Source organism: Streptomyces sp. NPDC050534 (assembly GCF_044457745.1).
Lineage (GTDB): Bacteria > Actinomycetota > Actinomycetes > Streptomycetales > Streptomycetaceae > Streptomyces.
In genome coordinates, this window is the sequence record NZ_JBITHF010000006.1 from 413,953 (window position 1) to 432,723 (window position 18,771).

The window sequence follows — 18,771 nt, forward strand, 5'->3', positions numbered from 1 at the left end:
ACCCGCCGGTACCAAGGCTAATGCTCTTCAGGCCGGTGACAAGACGTCGCCGGGTTGTTCCTTCGGGCAGGGAACTACCCTGGTCCGGTGCGTGACAAAACCCAAACGAATTCCGCCGAGCCCGGTGACCGACTGATCCGTGCCGGTGTCATCGTGTTCTTCCTCGGTGCGGTGGCCACACTCGTCACAGTGGCTCCGCTGTTCCTCCATGCGAAGCCATTTCCGAGCTACATGTTCGGACTCTGCATGCTCATGGGGGTCGGCTTCCTCATCGCGGGCGCCGGGCTGCTCAGGTCGATCGCGGCCGGCCGCCGTCAGGCCCGCGCCGGGCGGTAGTCCGCGAGCCACTCCGGGAACCCCGTGAGGTCGTCGAGCACGACGTCCGCGCCGGCCGCCCTCAACTCCTCGGCGCTGCACGGCCCCGTCGCCACGGCCAGGGACAGCGCCTCGGCCTTGCGCGCGCCGCGCACGTCGCCGAGGTGGTCGCCGACGTAGACGCTCGCGCCGTGCTCGCGCAGCGCCTCCGCCTTCTGCTCGGCCCACAGGTTGCCCACGACCTCGTCGGGGTGGATGCCCAGGTGCTCCAGGTGCAGCTTGGCGTTGGGCTCGTACTTGGCGGTGACGACGATCGCGCGTCCGCCGGCCGCCCTGACGGCGTCCACGGCCGCACGGGCGCCGGGCATCTCGGGCGTCGCGGCGATGGCGATCGAGGGGTACATCGCGCGGTACAGGTCGGCGATCTCCGCCAGCCGGTCCTCGGGGAACCAGTTGATCAGCTCCTCGGCGAGCGGCGGCCCGAGCCGGGTGACCGCGAGGTCGGCGTCGATGTAGGTCCCCGTCCGCTCCGACAGCGCCTGGTAGCAGGCGCGGATGCCGGGGCGGGAGTCGATGAGGGTCATGTCGAGGTCGAAGCCGACGGTCAGGGCGGGGGCAGTCGTAGAGGCCATATCGGCCATTGTGCCCAGGCGGCATGACGAAAAGGCATCCGGCAGGTGTGACCTACATCTTTCCCGCGGGACGGCGGATTCCGCCTTCCCGCGGTGCCGCGGCTTCCGTTTCTCCCGCGGGCTACAGCCTGCGCTGCGAGCGCCACACCACGTACAGCGCCGACAGCACCGCCGCGCCGCGCACCACCCACGGCCAGGTCCCGGCGATCGCGTCGTTCATGTGGCCCTGGGCGATGGGGGTGCCCCAGCGGCCGTCGTTCCTGCCCCACAGCCACACGAGCCCGCCGGCGATCGCGAGGCCCGGCATGCCGACGACCGCCCACTTCGACTCGTTCGGGGTGAGCCGGCGTGAGGCGTAGGCGATGAGCCAACCGAACAGCAGGGCGAACCAGTTGCCGAGGATCGCGCCGGCGACGAGCAGCCCGGCGGCGATCAGCAGCAGCGGGTTGCTCCAGCCGCCGACCGGGAGCGGGATACGGCGGCGACGGGCCACGGGGGCCTCGACGACCACGTCCTCCTCCACGGCCTTCCCGGTGGCCGGCGCCGCCTCCTTCTCCGCCTTCTCCGGCCTCTCCGGCTCCTTGGGCGGCGGTGGCCTGAGCAGCTCCGGGATCTCCACCCCGCCGGTGAACCCGGGCACGCTCTCGCCGAACGGAGTCGTCTCGACCCGCCACCAGTCGGGCTGGATCGCGCTGCCGCCGAGCTCGGCGGCGCTCGCCACGTGCGGCGGCGCGGGGCCGTCGTCGGCGGCGGGCGGCTCGGGCCGCGGGCGCGGCACGGCCCGGCGCAGGCTCTTCGGCAGCCGCCTGCCGCCGTCCGCCGGTTCGTCGTCCCGCTGCACCGGCACATGGGCGGGGGCCGGCGCCGGCGCGGCGGACGTGCCTCCCCCTGCGGCGGCACCCCTGGCCGCGGCGACCACCTCGTCGGGGCTGCCGAGCCGGGAGAGGATGCGGCGCACCGCGGCGGGGCTGTCGACGGTCGTCTTCGCCCGCCGCCGGTCGATCTCGTTGCGCAGCTCCGACACCAGCCGCATCCGTGCGGCCGACGGCAGCTGCCGCTGCTGCGCCACGTCACCGACGCGGCTCAGATACTCGTAGACGACCTTGTCGCTCTCGATCCCCAACGAAGTCCCCTCCGGGGTCGGGCCGTTGAAAACCCCGTGGGACGACGGTAGCGCAGGCCGGAGGCGGCCAGCCCTCGCAGGCACGCCCGCTGCGGCACAGGGCAGCCGCTAACGTGGGGCAGATGAGCACCCCGGCCCCGCGTTCCCTCGCTGAGGCACTCCGGCTAAGGGACGACGCCTCCCTGGCGGAGCTGCTGCGCAGCCGTCCCGACCTCATCACGCCCGTGCCCACCGATCTCACCCAGCTGGCGACGCGGGCCGGGACGCGTGCCTCGGTCGTGCGGGCTCTGGAGCGGCTGGACCGGTTCGCGCTCCAGACGGCCCAGGCGCTGGCGGTGGCCGCGGACCCGTGCGGGTACGGCGACCTGCTCGGGCTGATGGGCGGCGACGAGGGCGAGGCGGCGGTCCAGGCGGCGCTCCCCCGCGCCCTGGGCACCCTGCGCGAACAGGCCCTGGTGTGGGGCGGCGACGACCGGCTGCGGCTGGTGCGCACGGCCCGGGAGCTGCTCGCGCCGTCGCCGCAGCACCCGTCGCCGACCGGGCTCGGGCCGACGGTGCAGGAGGCGGCGGCGGGCATGTCGCCGGGGCGGATCCAGGAGATCGTCGCCACGGCCGGGCTGCCCTCGACGCACGACTCGGTCTCCGCCCTCGCCGCCCTCACCGGCCTGTTCGGCGACCGCACGCGGATGACGGCGCTGCTGGCGGGGGCGTCCGCGGAGTCGCGCGAGGTGCTGGACCGGCTGGTGTGGGGGCCGCCGTACGGGCAGGTCACCGCCGATCCGGCGCCCCGGCTGCGCTGGCTGCTCGACCGCGGGCTGCTGCTGCCGACGGCGCCCGGCACGGTCGTACTGCCGCGCGAGGTGGCCCTGCATCTGCGCGGCGGCCGGGCGCACCGCACCACCGAGCCGCTGCCGCCCGGTCTGGAGGTGACCGGCACGCACCGTCCACAGGTTGTGGACGCGACCGCGGCCGGGCAGGCGTACACGACGCTGGCGACGGTGGAGGAGCTGCTGAAGGACTGGCACGAGGGCGGGCCGGCGGTGCTGCGGGCCGGCGGCCTGAGCGTGCGCGACCTCAAGCGCACCGCCGTCGCGCTCGACGTCACCGAGCCCGTCGCCGCGTTCTGGGTCGAACTCGCCTACGCGGCGGGGCTGCTGGCCTCCGACGGGGAGGCCGACGAGCGGTACGCGGCCACCCCCTTCTACGACGAGTGGCTGGAGCTGCCGCCCGCCGAGCGCTGGGCGCAGCTCGCCGAGACCTGGCTGAAGGCGACCCGGACGGCGGGCGTGGTCGGCGGGCGGGACGCGAAGGACCGTACGTTGTCGGCGCTCGGGCCGGGGCTCGACCGAAGCGCCGCGCCGGAGGTGCGCCACCGGGTGCTGACCCTGCTGGCCGGGCTGCCGGAAGGGGCGTCGCCGTCCGCCGAGTCGGTGCTGGCCCGGCTGCGCTGGGAGCGGCCGCTGCGCGGGCCCCAGCAGGACGACGACCTGCGCGGGCGGCTCGCACGATGGACGCTGTCGGAGGCGGAGACGCTCGGTGTGACGGGACGCGGCGCGCTGTCGGAGCACGGGCGCGCGCTGCTGGGGGCGCCCGCGCGCAGACCCTCCCCGGAGCCGTCCGCCGGCCCCGCCGCGTCGGGTCCCGGCGACAAGCTCCCCGTCCATCACGTGCACGTCACCCTGGAGGCCCTCTCCCCCGCCGAGCAGGCCACCGCCTCCGCCGCGGCCGCCCGTCTGCTCGCCCCGCTGCTGCCCGAGCCCCTCGACCACGTCCTGCTCCAGGCCGACCTGACGGCGGTCGCGCCCGGCCCGCTGCGGCGCCCGCTGGCCGACACGCTGGGCGTGCTCGCGGACGTGGAGTCGAAGGGCGGGGCGACGGTCTACCGCTTCACGCCGGGTTCCGTACGCCGGGCCCTGGACGCCGGGCGCGCCGCCTCCGACCTGCACGCCTTCCTGGCCGCGCACTCCCGCACGCCCGTCCCCCAGCCGCTGACGTATCTGATCGACGACGTGGCCCGCAGGCACGGGCATCTGCGGGTGGGGGCGGCCTCGGCGTACGTGCGCTGCGACGACGACGCGATGCTGAACGAGATCATCGCCGACAAGCGTGCCGCGGGCCTGCGCCTGCGCCGCCTCGCCCCCACCGTCCTCGCCACCCAGGCCGACCCGGCGGCCCTCCTCGACGGGCTGCGCGCGATGGGCTACGCGCCGGCCGCCGAATCGGCGGAGGGCGACGTCCTGATCACCCGCGCCGACGCCCACCGCACCCCGCCCCGCACCGCCCCCGAGCCGGTCCCGGACGGCCCGCCCACCCCCGACGCCACGCTCCTCACGGCCGCGATCCGCGCGATCCGGGCCGGTGACCGGGCCTCCACGACACCGCGCAAGCAGCCCCCTTCGGCGGGCGGCGAGCTCCCGCGCACCAGCTCCGCCGAGACCCTCGCCACCATGCAGGCCGCCGCCCTCACCGGCGAGGCCGTCTGGATCGGCTACGTCAACGCCGAGGGCACCGCCAGTCAGCGCGTCATCGCGCCCATCCGCGTCGAGGGCGGCTTCGTGACGGCCTACGACCACACGGCCGACGAGGTACGGACGTATCCGCTGCACCGGGTGACGGGCGTGGCGGAACTCGCGGAGGACTGATCCCGGACCGGTCACGACCCGCGGTGATCAGCGGGCCATAGGGCACACTGGACGTTTGGCCTCACCTTTTGGCCGGAAGAAGGGGCGCCCCGCGTGAACGGTCCACTCATCGTCCAGTCCGACAAGACCCTGCTGCTCGAGGTCGACCACGAGCAGGCCGGCGAGTGCCGCCGTGCCATCGCGGTCTTCGCTGAGCTGGAGCGGGCGCCCGAGCACATCCACACCTACCGGGTGACGCCGCTGGGCCTGTGGAACGCGCGCGCGGCCGGTCACGACGCCGAGCAGGTCGTGGACGCGCTGGTGACCTACAGCCGCTATCCCGTGCCGCACGCCCTGCTGGTCGACATCGCCGACACGATGGACCGCTACGGCCGCCTCACGCTCTCCAAGCACCCCACGCACGGCCTGGTCCTGACCACCACCGACCGGCCGGTGCTGGAGGAGATCCTGCGCTCGAAGCGGGTCGCGCCGCTGGTCGGCGCCCGCATCGACCCCGACACCGTCGCCGTGCACCCCTCCGAGCGCGGGCAGATCAAGCAGACGCTGCTCAAGCTGGGCTGGCCCGCCGAGGACCTCGCGGGGTACGTGGACGGCGAGGCGCACCCGATCGAGCTGAACGAGGACGGGTGGGCGCTGCGCCCGTACCAGAAGCAGGCCGTGGAGAACTTCTGGCACGGCGGCTCCGGGGTCGTGGTGCTGCCCTGCGGCGCCGGCAAGACGCTGGTGGGCGCCGGCTCCATGGCGCAGGCCAAGTCGACCACCCTGATCCTCGTCACCAACACCGTCTCCGCCCGGCAGTGGAAGCACGAGCTGGTGAAGCGGACCTCGCTGACCGAGGAGGAGATCGGTGAGTACAGCGGGACGCGGAAGGAGATCCGCCCGGTCACCATCGCCACGTACCAGGTGCTGACCACGCGGCGGAAGGGCGTCTACCCGCACCTGGAGCTCTTCGACTCCCGCGACTGGGGCCTCATCGTCTACGACGAGGTGCACCTGCTGCCCGCGCCGGTCTTCAAGTTCACCGCGGACCTCCAGGCCCGGCGCCGGCTGGGGCTGACCGCGACGCTGGTGCGGGAGGACGGGCGGGAGTCCGACGTCTTCTCCCTCATCGGCCCCAAGCGGTTCGACGCGCCGTGGAAGGAGATCGAGGCGCAGGGGTACATCGCGCCCGCCGACTGCGTGGAGGTGCGGGTCAACCTCACCGACTCCGAGCGGCTCGCCTACGCCACCGCCGAGGCCGAGGAGAAGTACCGCTACTGCGCGACGACGGAGACCAAGCGCAGGGTGACGGAGGCGATCGTGCGCAAGTTCGCCGGTCAGCAGATCCTCGTCATCGGCCAGTACATCGACCAACTCGACGAGCTGGGCGAGCACTTGAACGCGCCGGTCATCAAGGGCGAGACCTCCAACGCGCAGCGCGAGAAGCTCTTCGACGCCTTCCGGGAGGGCGAGATCAGCGTGCTGGTGGTGTCCAAGGTCGCGAACTTCTCGATCGACCTGCCGGAGGCGACGGTCGCCGTCCAGGTGTCGGGCACCTTCGGCTCACGTCAGGAGGAGGCCCAGCGTCTGGGCCGGGTGCTGCGCCCGAAGGCCGACGGCCACCAGGCCCACTTCTACTCCGTGGTCGCCCGCGACACCCTCGACCAGGACTTCGCCGCCCACCGCCAGCGCTTCCTGGCGGAACAGGGGTATGCGTACCGGATCGTGGACGCGGACGAGATCCTGTCGGGCGAGGGACGAGAGGGATAAGGGGCCGCCGTCACTTACGGCGTACGCCCGCTTCCTCGCCGTACTCGCCGAGGATCACGACGTCGAACGCGGCGCCCACGAACACCTTCACCGCACGCAGCGCGTCGCCCAAGCGGTGACGGTGGCTGCCGAGGACGGGTGTCGCGCCGGGCGGGCGACCGGGGGCCGGGGTGATGGTTGCTGCACTCATGTCTCCATGGTCCGTCGCGAGGCATAAGGAGAACATCGGCCTCCGGTCCGAACCTCCTTCGCCGCGGCGTACGACTCCGGGCAGGGCCCTCCCTCCGGGGTACGACGGGGGCGTCCCCTAGGGGGTGGAAAAACCGTTGGCTCCCACCTGGGCCGCCCGTCTAGAATCGCCGCTCTTGCCCGCCTCCCCCGTGGAGCGCTGCCGCCCGGACGGAAACCGGCCGGCTCTCTCAGCCACCTGCTCGTAGGTCCCCGGAGGCACCCCCTTGTCCACGCCCGCCGACGACCCCCTCGAACCACTCTCCCGAGAGCGCTCCCACCTCGCCTCCTCGCGCGCCGCGCTGCGCGCCATGCGCGAGGACGTCGAGTCGCTCGACATCAGCGACGTCACCGCGAACTGGGTCAACGCCGAGGTGCTGGCCCGCCAGATCGACGAACGCATCAAGGCGCTGGCCGACCTCAGCGACACCCCGCTGTTCTTCGGCCGCCTCGACTACCTGCACGCCCCCGGCGCCGAGCAGGCCGAGGGGGCGGAGGGCGAACGCTTCTACATCGGGCGCCGGCACGTGCACGACCACGACGGCGACCCGATGGTCATCGACTGGCGCGCGCCCGTCTCGCAGCCGTTCTACCGGGCGTCCAAGAAGGACCCGCTGGACGTCTCGCTGCGCCGCCGCTTCGGCTACACACGCGGCGAGATCACGGCCTACGAGGACGAGCACCTCTCCGACCCGGCCGAGGCAGCCCGCACCAGCAAGCTGCTCCAGCAGGAGATCGAGCGGCCGCGCGTCGGCCCCATGCGCGACATCGTGGCGACGATCCAGCCCGAGCAGGACGAGATCGTCCGCAGCGGGCTGGGCGGCACGGTCTGCGTGCAGGGCGGCCCCGGCACCGGCAAGACGGCGGTCGGCCTGCACCGGGTCGCCTACCTCCTCTACGCCCACCGGGAACGTCTCGCCCGCACCGGCACCCTGGTCATCGGCCCGAACCGCTCCTTCCTGCACTACATCGAGCAAGTTCTGCCCGCACTGGGCGAGTTGACCGTGCAGCAGGCCACCGTCGACGACCTGGTGGCGGGCACCGTGGAAGTGCGGGGCACCGACGACGCGTCCGCCGCGACCGTCAAGGGCGACGCGAGAATGGCCGAGGTGCTGCGCCGGGCCGTCCTCTCGCACGTCACCCCGCCCACCGAGCCGGTCGTGGTGGTGCGCGGCTCACGCCGCTGGCGCGTGCCCGCGTACGAACTGGAGGACATCGTCCGCGAGTTGCAGGGCCGCGGCATCCGCTACGGCGCCGCCCGCGAGGCCCTCCCGCAGCGCATCGCGCACGCCGTGCTGGTGCAGATGGAGCGCTCGGGCGAGGCGCCCGACGACCGGGTGCAGGACGCGGTGGCCCGCAACGCCGCGGTGAAGGCGGCCGTCAAGCAGATCTGGCCGCCGGTCGACCCGGCCAAGCTCGTGCTGCGCCTGCTCACGGACGCGGACTTCCTCGCCGCGCACGCGGACGGCGTGCTCACCGGCGACGAGCAGAAGACGATCCTGTGGGCGAAGCCGGCGCGGTCGGTGAAGTCGGCCAGGTTCTCGTCCGCGGACGCGGTGCTGGTCGACGAGGCGACGGACCTCGTACAGCGCACGCACTCCCTCGGTCATGTGGTGCTGGACGAGGCGCAGGACCTCTCGCCCATGCAGTACCGCGCGGTCGGCCGCCGCTGCACCACCGGTTCGGCGACCGTCCTGGGCGACCTGGCGCAGGGCACCACGCCCTGGGCGACGCGGAGTTGGGACGAGGCGCTGGCCCACCTCGGCAAGTCGGAGGGCGTCGTCGAGGAGCTGACGGCCGGCTTCCGCGTCCCGACGGACGTCATCGCCTACGCCTCCCGGCTGCTCCCGCACATCGCCCCCGGCCTGGCCCCGGTCGCCTCGGTCCGGGAGAACCCGGGCTTCTTCGACCTCCGCGCGTCCACCGGCACCGCCGAAGTGGTCGCCGCCTGCGAGGAGTTGCTCCGCAACGAGGGCTCGACGGGCCTGATCGCGGCGGACGCCCGTATCCCGGCGATCGCGGAGGCGCTGTCCGCGGCGGGCATCGGTCACCTGGCCCCCGGTGAGGAGACGACGGAGGAGACCCGTCTCACCCTGGTCCCGGCGTCGCTGGCCAAGGGCCTGGAGTACGACTACGTGGTCCTCGACGAACCGCAGGCCGTGGTCGACGGGGAGCCGGACGAGCGCACGGGCCTGCGCCGTCTGTACGTTGCACTGACTCGAGCGGTGTCGGGGTTGATCGTGACGCATTCGGCACCGTTGCCGACGCAACTGGCGGGCTGAGGCGGCGAGTGGGGTGCCCCTTTGTGCCGGTTACCGAGTACGGGCCGTCGAGGAGCTGGTCGCGCAGTTCCCCGCGCCCCTGGGGGGGGACCACTCACCGCGTGTCCAGTACCTGCCGCCACTCCCGCACCGCCTCCGCCGACACCGGCCCTTCCCAGCCCCCCGGCCGCGCCGCCCCGCCGATGTGGAACGCCTCGACACCCGCCGCCTTGAGCTGGGGCACGTGTTCCAGGCGGAGCCCGCCGCCGACCATGATCTGCGGCTCGTAGCCCGGCTCCCCGCGCCGCGCCGCCTCGGCGAGCAGCACGGGGAGGCCGTCGTCCACGCCCGCGGCCGAACCGGCGGTGAGGTACGCGTCGAGGCCCGGCAGCCCGTCGAGCTGCTTGCGCAGGGCGTCCCGGTCCGCGGCGCGGTCGATGGCCCGGTGGAAGGTCCACGGGCAGCCGTCCAGTTCGCCCACGAGGCGCTCCACGGTGGAGAGGTCGACGGCGCCGCACGCGTCGAGGAACCCGAGCACGAACTCCTCGGCACCCGCGGCCCGCATCCGCCCCGCCGTCTCCAGCAGCCGCTCGGCATCCCCCGCCGCGAACCCGTCCGCCAGCCGCAGCATCACCCGCAGCGAGATGTCGACGGCGGCGCGGATCCGGGCGAAGGTCTCGACCGACGGGGTCAGCCCGTCGGCCGCCATGTCGGTGACCAGCTCGAGGCGGTCCGCGCCTCCGGCCTGGGCGGCGACCGCGTCCTCGACTCCGAGGGCGATCACCTCCAGGACTGCACGCTTGCTCATGGGGCCCCATTCGTCGACTCGGCGGGCGGTACAGGTCTAGTCCAATTCACAGCCTAGCCCGTGCCCCCGCCGGTCCACGACGCCCCGGCGTCACCCGAAGATGTTCAGCTCCGCCGCCTCCACGCCCACCAGCTCGAACTCGGCCTCCTTCACGGGCCGCCCCGAGTAGAGCCGTACGAGGTCGGCGGCGGCGCCGATGAAACGGGCCGGGGGCCGCGAGGCGGCCAGGTCACCGAGGCGCTGCGGCTCGTCCACGTCGTCCAGGTCGGCGTGCAGCGGCAGATGCCCCTTCTCCCGGGTGATCCGCACGAGCAGGCTGAGCGCGTCCGGCAGCCCGGGCCCCGCGTACGCCCCCGGCTCCCCGAAGGTGTCGCGCACGTCACCGGCGTGCACCCACTCCCCCAGCGCGACCATGTCCAGCACACCGCCCGCCTCGGCGATCACCGGCCCCGCCTCGGTCATCCCGCGCTCCAGCTCGTCGACGACCTGCGCGTTGGTCCACTCGGCGCGCTCGGCGATGTCGCGGTCGTTGCACTCGGGCGAGAACACCCCCTTCTCGTACCGGCTCTCCACCACCCTCATCAGCGCGGACGAGCAGTGCGCGAGCACATCCCGCACCGACCACCCGGGACAGGCGGCGGTCGGCAGCGCGAAGTCGTCGTCCGGCCGCGCCCGCAGCAGCGGCACCAGCGCGTCCCGCTCGGTGATCAGCAGCCGCCCGGGCAGTTCGGGGTCACGTACCTCGGCAGTAGTCATGAGAGCCACGCTAGGGGGCACGGTCGATCGACGGGAGTACCGAACCCCTGGCTACGGCCCGGAATTCATCGGCGCGGGAGAATGGGCGCATGGCCGATCTCGACGCCCTGCGTTTTCGCTGGACCCGCGCGCTGGAAGGAGCCCGTGCCGCCGGTGCCGGCCCCGACCCGGCCCCGTACGCCGACAATCTCCTGGCCCGCTGGCAGGAGCCGCAGCGGCACTACCACACGCTCACACACCTGACGGCGGTGCTGGAGCACGTGGACGTGCTGGCCCCGTACGCGGCCGACCCGGACGTCGTGCGCCTCGCGGCCTGGTTCCACGACGCGGTCTACCTGCCCGACCGCTCCGAGAACGAGGAGCGCTCCGCCCGCCTCGCCGAGCGCGCCCTGGCCGAGGCCGGGGTGCCGGAGCACAAGACCGCCGAGGTGGCCCGTCTGGTCCGGCTCACCGTCACCCACGACCCGGCCGACGACGACCGGGACGGCCAGGTCCTGTGCGACGCCGACCTCGCGATCCTCGCCGCGCCCCCGTCGGCGTACGCCGCCTACACGGCCGCCGTCCGCGAGGAGTACCACTTCGTGCCGAACGACGCCTTCCGGACGGGCCGCGCCGCGGTCCTGCGCCAACTCCTGGATCTTCCACGGCTGTTCAGGACGCCCCACGGACAGGCGGAATGGGAGGCGACGGCGCGCTGGAACATCGGCGCGGAGCTGGAAATCCTGTCGCTTCCCGAGGACCCGGCGCCCTAGTCTGCGGCCTATGCGTGCATGGGGCGGGACCAGGGTGCAGGAGGCCGTCGAGGGCTGCGTCGCGGTGCTGCGGACCGCGGTGGACCGGGACTGGCGGGCGGTGCGGGCCGGCCGGCTGGAGTGGAGCTGCCACGAGACGGCGTTCCACATCGCCGAGGACCTCATCGCGTACGCCGCCAACCTGGCCGGACGCGCCCAGGACGACTACGTCCCCTTCGACATCACGCTCGACGAGGGCACCGACAACACGGGCCTGCTCCAGGTGATCGAGGCGACGGGCGCCCTCTTCGCCGCCACCATCCGCACGACCCCGCGCGAGGTCCGCGCCTTCCACCCGTACCCGTTCCGCAGCGCGAACCGCGAGGGCTTCGCCGCGATGGGCATCGCCGAGGTCCTCGCCCACACGCACGACATCGCCGAGGGCCTGGGCCTGCCCTACGAACCGCCCGGCGACCTGCCCGAGTTCGTCCTCACCCACATCTTCCCGCACGTCCAGCCGGGCCCCGACCACTGGCGCACCTTGCTGTGGGCCACCGGCCGCGGCGACCTGCCCGGCCGCGCCCCGGTCACCGAATGGCGCTGGAACAACAACCTCGTCATCCCGACCGACCGCCTCACCCTGCAGGGCATCACGCCCGCGGCCGCGCACGACCTGGTCATGGACGGCGACGGCGGCTTCGAGTGGATCGAGGGCGGTCCCTTCGAGGGCACCCGCGAGGCCGCCGGCTTCATGCTGAAGGCGTACGAAGGGGGCGTGCACCGGCCGGAGTTCGGCGTGTTCGCACTCGTACGGCGCGAGGACGGCCGCGCGGTCGGCGGCATGGGCTTCCACGGCCGGCCCGACGAGGAGGGCCGGGTCGAGATCGGCTACGACCTCGCCGAGCCCGCCCGCGGCAACGGCTACGCGACCGAGGCCCTGCGGGCCCTGTCCGACTGGGCCTTCGCCCGGGACGGCGTACGCACCCTCTTCGCGACGATCGACCGCGCCAACCACCCCTCCCGGGCGGTCGTCACCCGCGCCGGCTTCCGGCAGGTGAGCGAGGACGAGGAAGGGCTCGCCTACGAACTGCGGCGCTAGGGCCGCCCCTTGGGCCGCCGCAGCCCCGCCCCCGTCAGCAGCCGCACCACCTCACGGCTGCTGACCTCCACCGCCCCGGCCTGCACCGCGTCCGCGTACCGGTGGGAGGGGATGTCGTAGTGGTCGCGCTCGAAGGCACGTCTGGGGACGCCCAACTTCTCGGCGAAGACGTGCAGTTCGTCGTAGGAGAGATCGCTGACCAGGTGGGACCACATCCGGCCGTGGCCCGGCCAGGTGGGCGGGTCGATGTAGACCGTCATGAGGCGGTCGTCCCGCCGGTGGCCCGGGCCAGCGATCCCAGCGCCGCGACCTTCACGCCCGCCTTGTGGCAGACCCAGTGCGGATCGGGGCCCAGCTCCGGTTCGATCTCCAGGGCGTGCGGGTCGCCGCCGCCGCAGGCCGGGCACAGCGGCCAGCGGCCGTACGTCTCCAGCAGGGCGTCCTGGACGTCCTGCGCGATGAGGCCCGCCACGTAGTCCGCGCCCTCCGGCCACTGCTCGACCCACCAGCGCCGCTGCACGACGGACTCCTCGACCATCGACACCACGTCCGAGGCCGTGACGTCACCGGCGGCCAGATCGGCGAGGACGAGGGCGCGTGCGGCGTGCAGGGTCTGTTCCAGGGGACTGATGGGGTGCATGTCCCCATTGTGCGCACTCTTGACCGCGAGACCGAGCCGAAAATATCTTTCATACGTGACCCAGAACGTGAAGGAAATTTTCGCCACCGAGGGATCGGGCACGCCGGGCGCGGCGCCCCCGGCACCCCCCGCACCGGCCGCGCTCGCCGCGAAGGTGCGCACCCTCGGGCCCTCCATGACCCGCTCCATGCAGCGGGTCGCCGAGGCCGTCGCCGGCGACCCGGCCGGCTGCGCGGCCCTCACGGTCACCGGCCTCGCCGAGCTCACCGGCACCAGCGAGGCCACGGTCGTGCGGACGGCCAGACTGCTCGGCTACCCCGGATACCGCGATCTGCGGCTCGCCCTCGCCGGACTGGCCGCCCAGCAGCAGTCCGGGCGGGCGCCCGCCATCACCACCGACATAGCGGTCGACGACCCCATAGCCGACGTCGTGGCGAAACTCGCCTACGACGAGCAGCAGACCCTCGCGGACACGGCGGCCGGACTCGACACCGTGCAGCTCGCGGCCGCGGTGAGCGCGGCGGCGTCTGCGCGCCGGATCGACGTCTACGGCATCGGGGCGTCGGGCCTTGTCGCCCAGGACCTCGTGCAGAAGCTGCTGCGGATCGGGCTGCTGGCCCACGCGCACAGCGACCCGCACCTCGCCGTGACCAACGCGGTGCAGCTGCGCGGGGGCGACGTCGCCATCGCCATCACGCACTCGGGGTCGACCGGGGACGTCATCGAGCCGTTGCGGGTCGCCTTCGAGCACGGGGCGACGACGGTGGCGATCACCGGCCGGCCGGACGGGGCGGTCACCCAGTACTCCGATCACGTGCTGACGACGTCCACCGCCCGTGAGAGTGAGTTGCGCCCCGCGGCGATGTCGTCCCGGACGAGCCAGCTCCTCGTCGTGGACTGCCTGTTCGTGGGGGTGGCACAGCGCACTTACGAGACGGCGGGACCCGCACTTGCCGCGTCCTACGAGGCGCTGGCGCATCGGCACAGGCGGTAGACCGTAGAACCGGAGGCTGTGGATCGTCTGCGGGCCCATGTGGCTGGTCGCGCCCACGCGGCGGCAGCCGCACATCCAAGCAAGCCCCGCGCCCCTCAAAGACCCTCACCGGACCGTACGTCGAAAGAGCCGCGCCCCTATGACCTCCACATCCAGCCCCCGTGAACTCCGAGCCGAGTTGGAAGCCCTGACCACCGAGGCGTTCCGGCCCGAACTCGCCGACATCGACCAGCTGCCCACCCTCGACATCGCCCGCCTCATGAACGGGGAGGACGCCACCGTGCCCACGGCGGTGGCGCGGCGGCTGCCCGAGATCGCCGCCGCCATCGACGCCGTCGCGGAGCGGATGGCGCGCGGGGGGCGGCTGGTCTACGCCGGGGCCGGGACGGCCGGGCGGCTCGGGGTGCTGGACGCCTCCGAGTGCCCGCCGACCTTCAACACCGATCCGGACCAGGTCGTGGGCCTGATCGCGGGCGGGCCCGAGGCGATGGTGACCTCCGTCGAGGGCGCCGAGGACTCCGCGCGACTGGCCCGGGACGACCTCGACGCGCTCGGCCTCCTCGCCGCCGACACCGTGGTCGGCGTCTCCGCCTCCGGCCGTACCCCGTACGCCATCGCCGCCGTCGAACACGCCCGCGCGCTGGGCGCGTTGACCATCGGCCTGTCCTGCAACGCCGGCAGCGCGCTCGGCGCGGCCGCCGAGCACGGCCTGGAGATCGTCGTCGGGCCCGAACTGCTCACCGGGTCCACCCGCCTCAAGGCGGGCACGGCCCAGAAGCTCGTGCTCAACATGCTCTCGACGATCACGATGATCCGGCTCGGCAAGACATACGGGAACCTGATGGTCGACGTACGCGCCTCGAACGAGAAGCTGCGCGCCCGCTCCCGCCGTATCGTCGCCCTCGCCACGGGGGCGTCGGACGACGACATCGAGCGGGCCCTCACCGCCACCGGCGGCGAGGTGAAGGACGCGATCCTGGCCCTCCTGGCCGACGTCGACGGACCGACGGCGGCCCGCCTGCTGGCGGACTCCGACGGCCATCTACGGGCCGCACTGGCGGCCGCGGCGGCCGGCTGAACCGTAGGGCTTCGGCGGGCGCGCCCTCAGCACGGCAGCCGGCCCTGGCTGTTGGCCTTCCGGACACGCGCCCGCATCACCTCCTCGGGCGACGCGGCCTCGGCCGACTCCGGCGGGCAGTCCCACTCGCGCCCTCCGGCGACGGGCCGCAACTGCACCCGGCCGCCGACATGCCCCATCACCTCCCCGACCCGCCCGTCCCGTGCGTCCACGGCGTGCGCGCCGACCGGCGGCCGCTCCCCGCGCAGCACGGACGCCAGCCGCTCGGCGGTACGGGTGTTGCAGCGGCCGAGGTCGACGAGGGCGAACGGCTCGTCGCTCGCGCCGGTGACGGGGTCGACGGTGAGGGAGGGCAGGACGACGCCGACACCCACGAGGGCGCTCCGCAGGGTTTCGACGACTTCTTCGGTCGGTCGCACGGTGCTCGTACCTCCACGCTGAGTTTGCTGTTCGCAACACAGCGTGTCCGTCACGGCTCTAACCTGGCCATACGTTCTTTACAACAACCTCGTCTGTCGGACAGGGAGTTGCACATGCCGGGCCCCAAGGACCTCGACCCGTCGTCGTCACCACGAGCACTGCTGGGCGCGGAGCTGCGCCACGCACGCGAGAAGGCCGGCCTGAGCCAGGAGGAGCTGGGGATACGGCTGTTCGTGAGCGGGTCGTTCGTGGGGCAGCTGGAGGCGGGAACGCGGCGGATGCAGCCGGAGTATGCACGGCTGCTGGACGAGGCCCTGGGCACGGAGGACTTCTTCGTGCGGAACTGTGGGGCGGTGGCCAAGTCCCGGTACCCGGAGCATTTCGCCGAGGCGGCGGAGGCGGAGCTGATGGCGACGGCGATCCGCCAGTACGCGCCGATGCTGATCCCCGGGCTGCTGCAGACGCCCGCGTACGCACGGGCCGTGAACCGCGCCTACGACCCCACAGCGCCGGAGGAGACCATCGACGAGTGGGTGGACGGCCGGATCGTGCGGACACGCCTGCTGGACGATCCAACAAGGCCGTTGTTGTGGGCGGTGCTCGACGAAGCGGCGTTGCGCCGGGAGACCGGCGGCCGGGCGGTGATGGCGGAAGCCTTGCGCCACGTCGTGTCCCTGGCCCGCAAGGGCCGAGCCATCGTGCAAGTGCTGCCCTTCAGCGCGGGGGCGCACAAGGCGATGGCAGGCCCACTTCGACTGATGGACTTCGAGGAGGCCCCCGCGCTGGTCTACTTCGAGGGGCCCGGCACCGGGCGGCTGGAGGACGACCCTGCCACCGTCGCCCGGCAGAGGTTCACGTTCGAACTCCTCACGGCCTCCGCCCTCTCGCCGCAGAAGTCCCTGGCCCTGATCGAGGCAGTGGCGCAGGATTACGCCCATGAGGAACTCACCTGACCTGAGCACAGCGATCTGGCGCAAGTCGACGTACAGCGGCGGCGGCGGCAACGAGTGCCTCGAAACAGCCGACTGTCACAGCCTGGTGCCCGTCCGGGACTCCAAAACCCCCCAAGGCCCGGTACTCACCTTCCGCCCGCGGAGCTGGACCGCATTCGTCGAGAGCCTCAAGCGCACCGCACACTGATACCCATGAACCACGCCCAGCTGACCGCCCTGGGCCGTGCCCTCCGTCTGCTCGGGGAGCACGGCGAAGCCCTCACCGCCGACACGCCGGACGGCAAACTGCACGAGGTCAAGGCGGACCTCCGCCGCGCGCTGGAGCTGCTGGACGACAGCGTCACCGGCGCCGCGCCCGCGACCCGCTGTCCCGAGCATCCGAACGGGCCGGTGGACGAGAACGCGCACGACCTCTGCCTGCTCTGCGAGACCCGGCGCAGGGCGGCCCGCAGGGCCGAGTACAACGGCGGCCCCCTCCCCTCGCACCGCGAACGGACGGCGCCGTCGCGCTACGGCGTCAGCGCCGACCGTCCTCAGCCCCAGCAGCGCTGGCTGCCGGAGGCGTGGAACGGGCAGACGTGGCAGCTGTGCGGCACGCCGAGGCGGGACCGGCGCGAGGCGGAGCTGTACCTCACCGCCCAGCGCCGCGGCCCGCGCCCGGCGATGGCGTACCGGCTGGTGCACGAGTTCACCGACTACGAGGTGCTGCGGATGTGGGGCACGCCGGTGAAGGTCGACATCGAGCCGCTGGGGAACCTGTAGCGGCGCCGCGTCACTTCAGCAGCGGCAGTTCCGTGAACTCGTGGCCCTCCCACAGCCGCCGTGCCGTCTCCTCCGGGTACGGGACGACCTCCGGGACCGCGTCGAGCACCTGGACCAGGCGCTTCCGGTCGTCGTAGGCGGGCCAGCCCGGGTCGCCGGTGCGGGCGAACGCCGTCCAGGAACTCCGGAAACGCGCCGACAGCGACTCCGCCTCGGCAGGAACCGCGCCGCCGGGGAACAGGAGCATCCCCAGGTCCGCCTCGAACGTGCCGAAGAGCAGCGGGATGTCCAGGCCGTGGCACGCGCCGAGACCGCCCGGGGCCGGCCAGGCCAGCTCGTAGACGTGGGCGGGGCCGCCGCCCGCGAGCTGCGCCTCGGCCAGGCGCAGGGACGGGACGTTGAACAGCCAGTCGGTCTGGACGCGCTCGAACAGCTCGCCCGGCGTCGCCTCCGGGAAGGCCGCGCGGTACGCCCGCTCCCCGTCCGCCCCCGGCCCGAAGGTCCGCAGCGCCCAGGACGCCTGCTCCTCGCCGATGGTGCCCAGCAGCCCGCCGATGGCGAGGAACAGCCGGAACTCGTCCCGGTTGTGCCCGACGAGGAGGTCCACGTCCCGCCCCGCGCCCGCGGCCAGCGCCTGCCAGGGGGTGCACGGCAGCACCTCGCCGTCGACCACCGGGGAGAACGGCGTGGAGGTCGGTGCCACGCGGCCCCACCGGTCCCCGTAGGACGTCATCTTCGCGCTCAACGCCTCGCTCGCCGAGGTCAGTTGGCGGGGGTCTACGGTGGCCAGGTCGGCCGCCGTCGGGCGCAGTCCCGCCTCCTCGGCGATGGCGGAGGCGATGTCGCGGGCCAGCTCGTCGGAGAAGTACGTCCCGGGCACGCTCTGTGCGACCGCCCGCCGGAAGAGCCCGCGCGCGGCGGGCATGGCCAGCAGCGACGCCACCGACCCGGCACCGGCCGACTCGCCGAACACGGTGACCTGTCCGGGGTCGCCGCCGAACGCCGTGACGTTGTCCCGCACCCATTCCAGGGCGGCCACCTGGTCGAGCAGACCGCGGTTGGCGGGCGCCCCGTCGATCCGGGCGAACCCCTCGATGCCCACGCGGTAGTTGAGCGTCACGACGACCACATCGCCGTCGCGCGCGATGCGCTGTGCGTCGTAGCCGGGGCTGCCCGCGTGGCCGATCTTGTACGCCCCGCCGTAGATCCACACCATCACCGGACGCCGCGCGGCCGGATCGGCCTCCGGTGTCCAGACGTTGACGGTCAGCCAGTCGTCGCCCTCGAGCATCTCCTGGACGGCCTTGCGGCCCTGGATGCCGGACTCCTGCGGCGGTGGGGGCCCGAAGGCGTACGCCTCCCGGGTCCCCTCCCATGCCCGCACGGGCCGCGGCGCGGCGAACCGGGCCTCCCCGACGGGGGGTTGGGCGAACGGTATCCCGCGGAACACCGTCAGCCCGTCCTCCCGCCGCCCACGCACCGCACCGGCGGCGGTACGCACGACTGTCGTCATCTTCGGCTCCTCGTCGGGTCGGTTTCCTGAGTTGACCTCCGCAACAAGAATGTCACCCGGGAGAGCC

General features: G+C 73.3%; 20 protein-coding genes. 11 read left to right on the forward strand and 9 right to left on the reverse strand.

Going from position 1 to position 18,771, the window contains the following annotated elements; all coding sequences use genetic code 11:
* Positions 1 to 87 precede the first annotated feature (87 nt).
* On the forward strand, positions 88 to 336 hold the full coding sequence (locus ACIBN2_RS21985) for a hypothetical protein (RefSeq protein WP_384251555.1): 249 nt from the start codon (positions 88 to 90) through the stop codon (positions 334 to 336).
* On the opposite strand, the gene ACIBN2_RS21990 is transcribed toward ACIBN2_RS21985, so the two are convergent.
* Complete coding sequence (locus tag ACIBN2_RS21990; RefSeq protein WP_399136401.1) at positions 315 to 956, reverse strand: HAD family hydrolase; 642 nt, start codon at positions 954 to 956, stop codon at positions 315 to 317. The genes ACIBN2_RS21985 and ACIBN2_RS21990 overlap by 22 nt on opposite strands.
* A 112-nt stretch (positions 957 to 1,068) precedes the next feature.
* The gene (locus tag ACIBN2_RS21995) at positions 1,069 to 2,070 is read right to left on the reverse strand and encodes a hypothetical protein (RefSeq protein ID WP_399136403.1); all 1,002 of its coding nucleotides are present in this window, start codon (positions 2,068 to 2,070) and stop codon (positions 1,069 to 1,071) included.
* 122 nt (positions 2,071 to 2,192) lie between these two features.
* Here ACIBN2_RS21995 and ACIBN2_RS22000 point away from each other — a divergent pair, with 122 nt between their 5' ends.
* Entirely contained in the window at positions 2,193 to 4,712 is a 2,520-nt protein-coding gene (locus ACIBN2_RS22000; RefSeq protein WP_399136405.1) for a helicase-associated domain-containing protein, read from the forward strand.
* Positions 4,713 to 4,805: 93 nt separating this feature from the next.
* Positions 4,806 to 6,461, forward strand: a complete 1,656-nt coding sequence (locus ACIBN2_RS22005; protein ID WP_399136406.1) for a DNA repair helicase XPB — start codon at positions 4,806 to 4,808, stop codon at positions 6,459 to 6,461.
* A gap of 10 nt (positions 6,462 to 6,471) precedes the next feature.
* Here the strand turns inward: ACIBN2_RS22005 and ACIBN2_RS22010 are convergent, their stop codons facing one another.
* Positions 6,472 to 6,651, reverse strand: a complete 180-nt coding sequence (locus tag ACIBN2_RS22010; protein WP_399136408.1) for a hypothetical protein — start codon at positions 6,649 to 6,651, stop codon at positions 6,472 to 6,474.
* Between the two features lie 265 nt (positions 6,652 to 6,916).
* Between ACIBN2_RS22010 and ACIBN2_RS22015 the strand changes: the two genes are divergently transcribed.
* Positions 6,917 to 8,971 (forward strand): HelD family protein, encoded by a 2,055-nt coding sequence (locus ACIBN2_RS22015; RefSeq protein WP_399136410.1) that lies wholly within the window; start codon positions 6,917 to 6,919, stop codon positions 8,969 to 8,971.
* A gap of 94 nt (positions 8,972 to 9,065) precedes the next feature.
* Here ACIBN2_RS22015 and ACIBN2_RS22020 read toward each other — a convergent pair whose 3' ends face one another.
* Entirely contained in the window at positions 9,066 to 9,758 is a 693-nt protein-coding gene (locus ACIBN2_RS22020) for a copper homeostasis protein CutC (RefSeq protein ID WP_399136411.1), read from the reverse strand.
* A gap of 90 nt (positions 9,759 to 9,848) precedes the next feature.
* Entirely contained in the window at positions 9,849 to 10,514 is a 666-nt protein-coding gene (locus ACIBN2_RS22025; protein ID WP_399136413.1) for a maleylpyruvate isomerase family mycothiol-dependent enzyme, read from the reverse strand.
* An 89-nt stretch (positions 10,515 to 10,603) separates the two neighbouring features.
* On the opposite strand from ACIBN2_RS22025, the gene ACIBN2_RS22030 reads away from it, so the two are divergent.
* Positions 10,604 to 11,266: a hypothetical protein gene (locus ACIBN2_RS22030; RefSeq protein ID WP_399136415.1), complete on the forward strand. Its 663-nt coding sequence runs from the start codon at positions 10,604 to 10,606 to the stop codon at positions 11,264 to 11,266.
* Between the two features lie 10 nt (positions 11,267 to 11,276).
* Positions 11,277 to 12,344, forward strand: coding sequence for a GNAT family N-acetyltransferase (locus tag ACIBN2_RS22035; RefSeq protein ID WP_399136416.1), 1,068 nt, complete (start codon positions 11,277 to 11,279; stop codon positions 12,342 to 12,344).
* Here ACIBN2_RS22035 and ACIBN2_RS22040 read toward each other — a convergent pair.
* Entirely contained in the window at positions 12,341 to 12,604 is a 264-nt protein-coding gene (locus tag ACIBN2_RS22040) for a DUF4031 domain-containing protein (RefSeq protein WP_399136417.1), read from the reverse strand. The two genes, ACIBN2_RS22035 and ACIBN2_RS22040, sit on opposite strands and share 4 nt — an antisense overlap.
* On the reverse strand, positions 12,601 to 12,984 hold the full coding sequence (locus tag ACIBN2_RS22045; protein WP_399136419.1) for a hypothetical protein: 384 nt from the start codon (positions 12,982 to 12,984) through the stop codon (positions 12,601 to 12,603). Before ACIBN2_RS22045 ends, ACIBN2_RS22040 begins: the two co-directional genes overlap by 4 nt.
* Positions 12,985 to 13,039: 55 nt before the next feature.
* Between ACIBN2_RS22045 and ACIBN2_RS22050 the strand changes: the two genes are divergently transcribed.
* Complete coding sequence (locus ACIBN2_RS22050; protein WP_399136421.1) at positions 13,040 to 13,978, forward strand: MurR/RpiR family transcriptional regulator; 939 nt, start codon at positions 13,040 to 13,042, stop codon at positions 13,976 to 13,978.
* 139 nt (positions 13,979 to 14,117) lie between these two features.
* Complete coding sequence (murQ, locus tag ACIBN2_RS22055; RefSeq protein ID WP_399136423.1) at positions 14,118 to 15,056, forward strand: N-acetylmuramic acid 6-phosphate etherase; 939 nt, start codon at positions 14,118 to 14,120, stop codon at positions 15,054 to 15,056.
* A gap of 26 nt (positions 15,057 to 15,082) precedes the next feature.
* Here murQ and ACIBN2_RS22060 read toward each other — a convergent pair whose 3' ends face one another.
* Complete coding sequence (locus ACIBN2_RS22060; RefSeq protein WP_399136425.1) at positions 15,083 to 15,475, reverse strand: hypothetical protein; 393 nt, start codon at positions 15,473 to 15,475, stop codon at positions 15,083 to 15,085.
* A gap of 114 nt (positions 15,476 to 15,589) precedes the next feature.
* On the opposite strand from ACIBN2_RS22060, the gene ACIBN2_RS22065 reads away from it, so the two are divergent.
* The 3 genes from ACIBN2_RS22065 to ACIBN2_RS22075 are packed head-to-tail and all read left to right on the forward strand — an operon-like array spanning position 15,590 to position 17,191.
* Positions 15,590 to 16,429, forward strand: a complete 840-nt coding sequence (locus tag ACIBN2_RS22065; RefSeq protein WP_399136426.1) for a Scr1 family TA system antitoxin-like transcriptional regulator — start codon at positions 15,590 to 15,592, stop codon at positions 16,427 to 16,429.
* Positions 16,413 to 16,616, forward strand: coding sequence for a DUF397 domain-containing protein (locus tag ACIBN2_RS22070; protein ID WP_399136428.1), 204 nt, complete (start codon positions 16,413 to 16,415; stop codon positions 16,614 to 16,616). The genes ACIBN2_RS22065 and ACIBN2_RS22070 overlap by 17 nt, the downstream gene beginning before the upstream one ends.
* A 5-nt stretch (positions 16,617 to 16,621) precedes the next feature.
* Positions 16,622 to 17,191 carry a hypothetical protein gene (locus ACIBN2_RS22075; RefSeq protein WP_399136429.1) on the forward strand — a complete coding sequence of 190 codons (570 nt, stop codon included), beginning with the start codon at positions 16,622 to 16,624 and terminating at the stop codon, positions 17,189 to 17,191.
* A 10-nt stretch (positions 17,192 to 17,201) separates the two neighbouring features.
* On the opposite strand, the gene ACIBN2_RS22080 is transcribed toward ACIBN2_RS22075, so the two are convergent.
* The gene (locus ACIBN2_RS22080; RefSeq protein ID WP_399136430.1) at positions 17,202 to 18,704 is read right to left on the reverse strand and encodes a carboxylesterase/lipase family protein; all 1,503 of its coding nucleotides are present in this window, start codon (positions 18,702 to 18,704) and stop codon (positions 17,202 to 17,204) included.
* Positions 18,705 to 18,771: the final 67 nt, after the last annotated feature.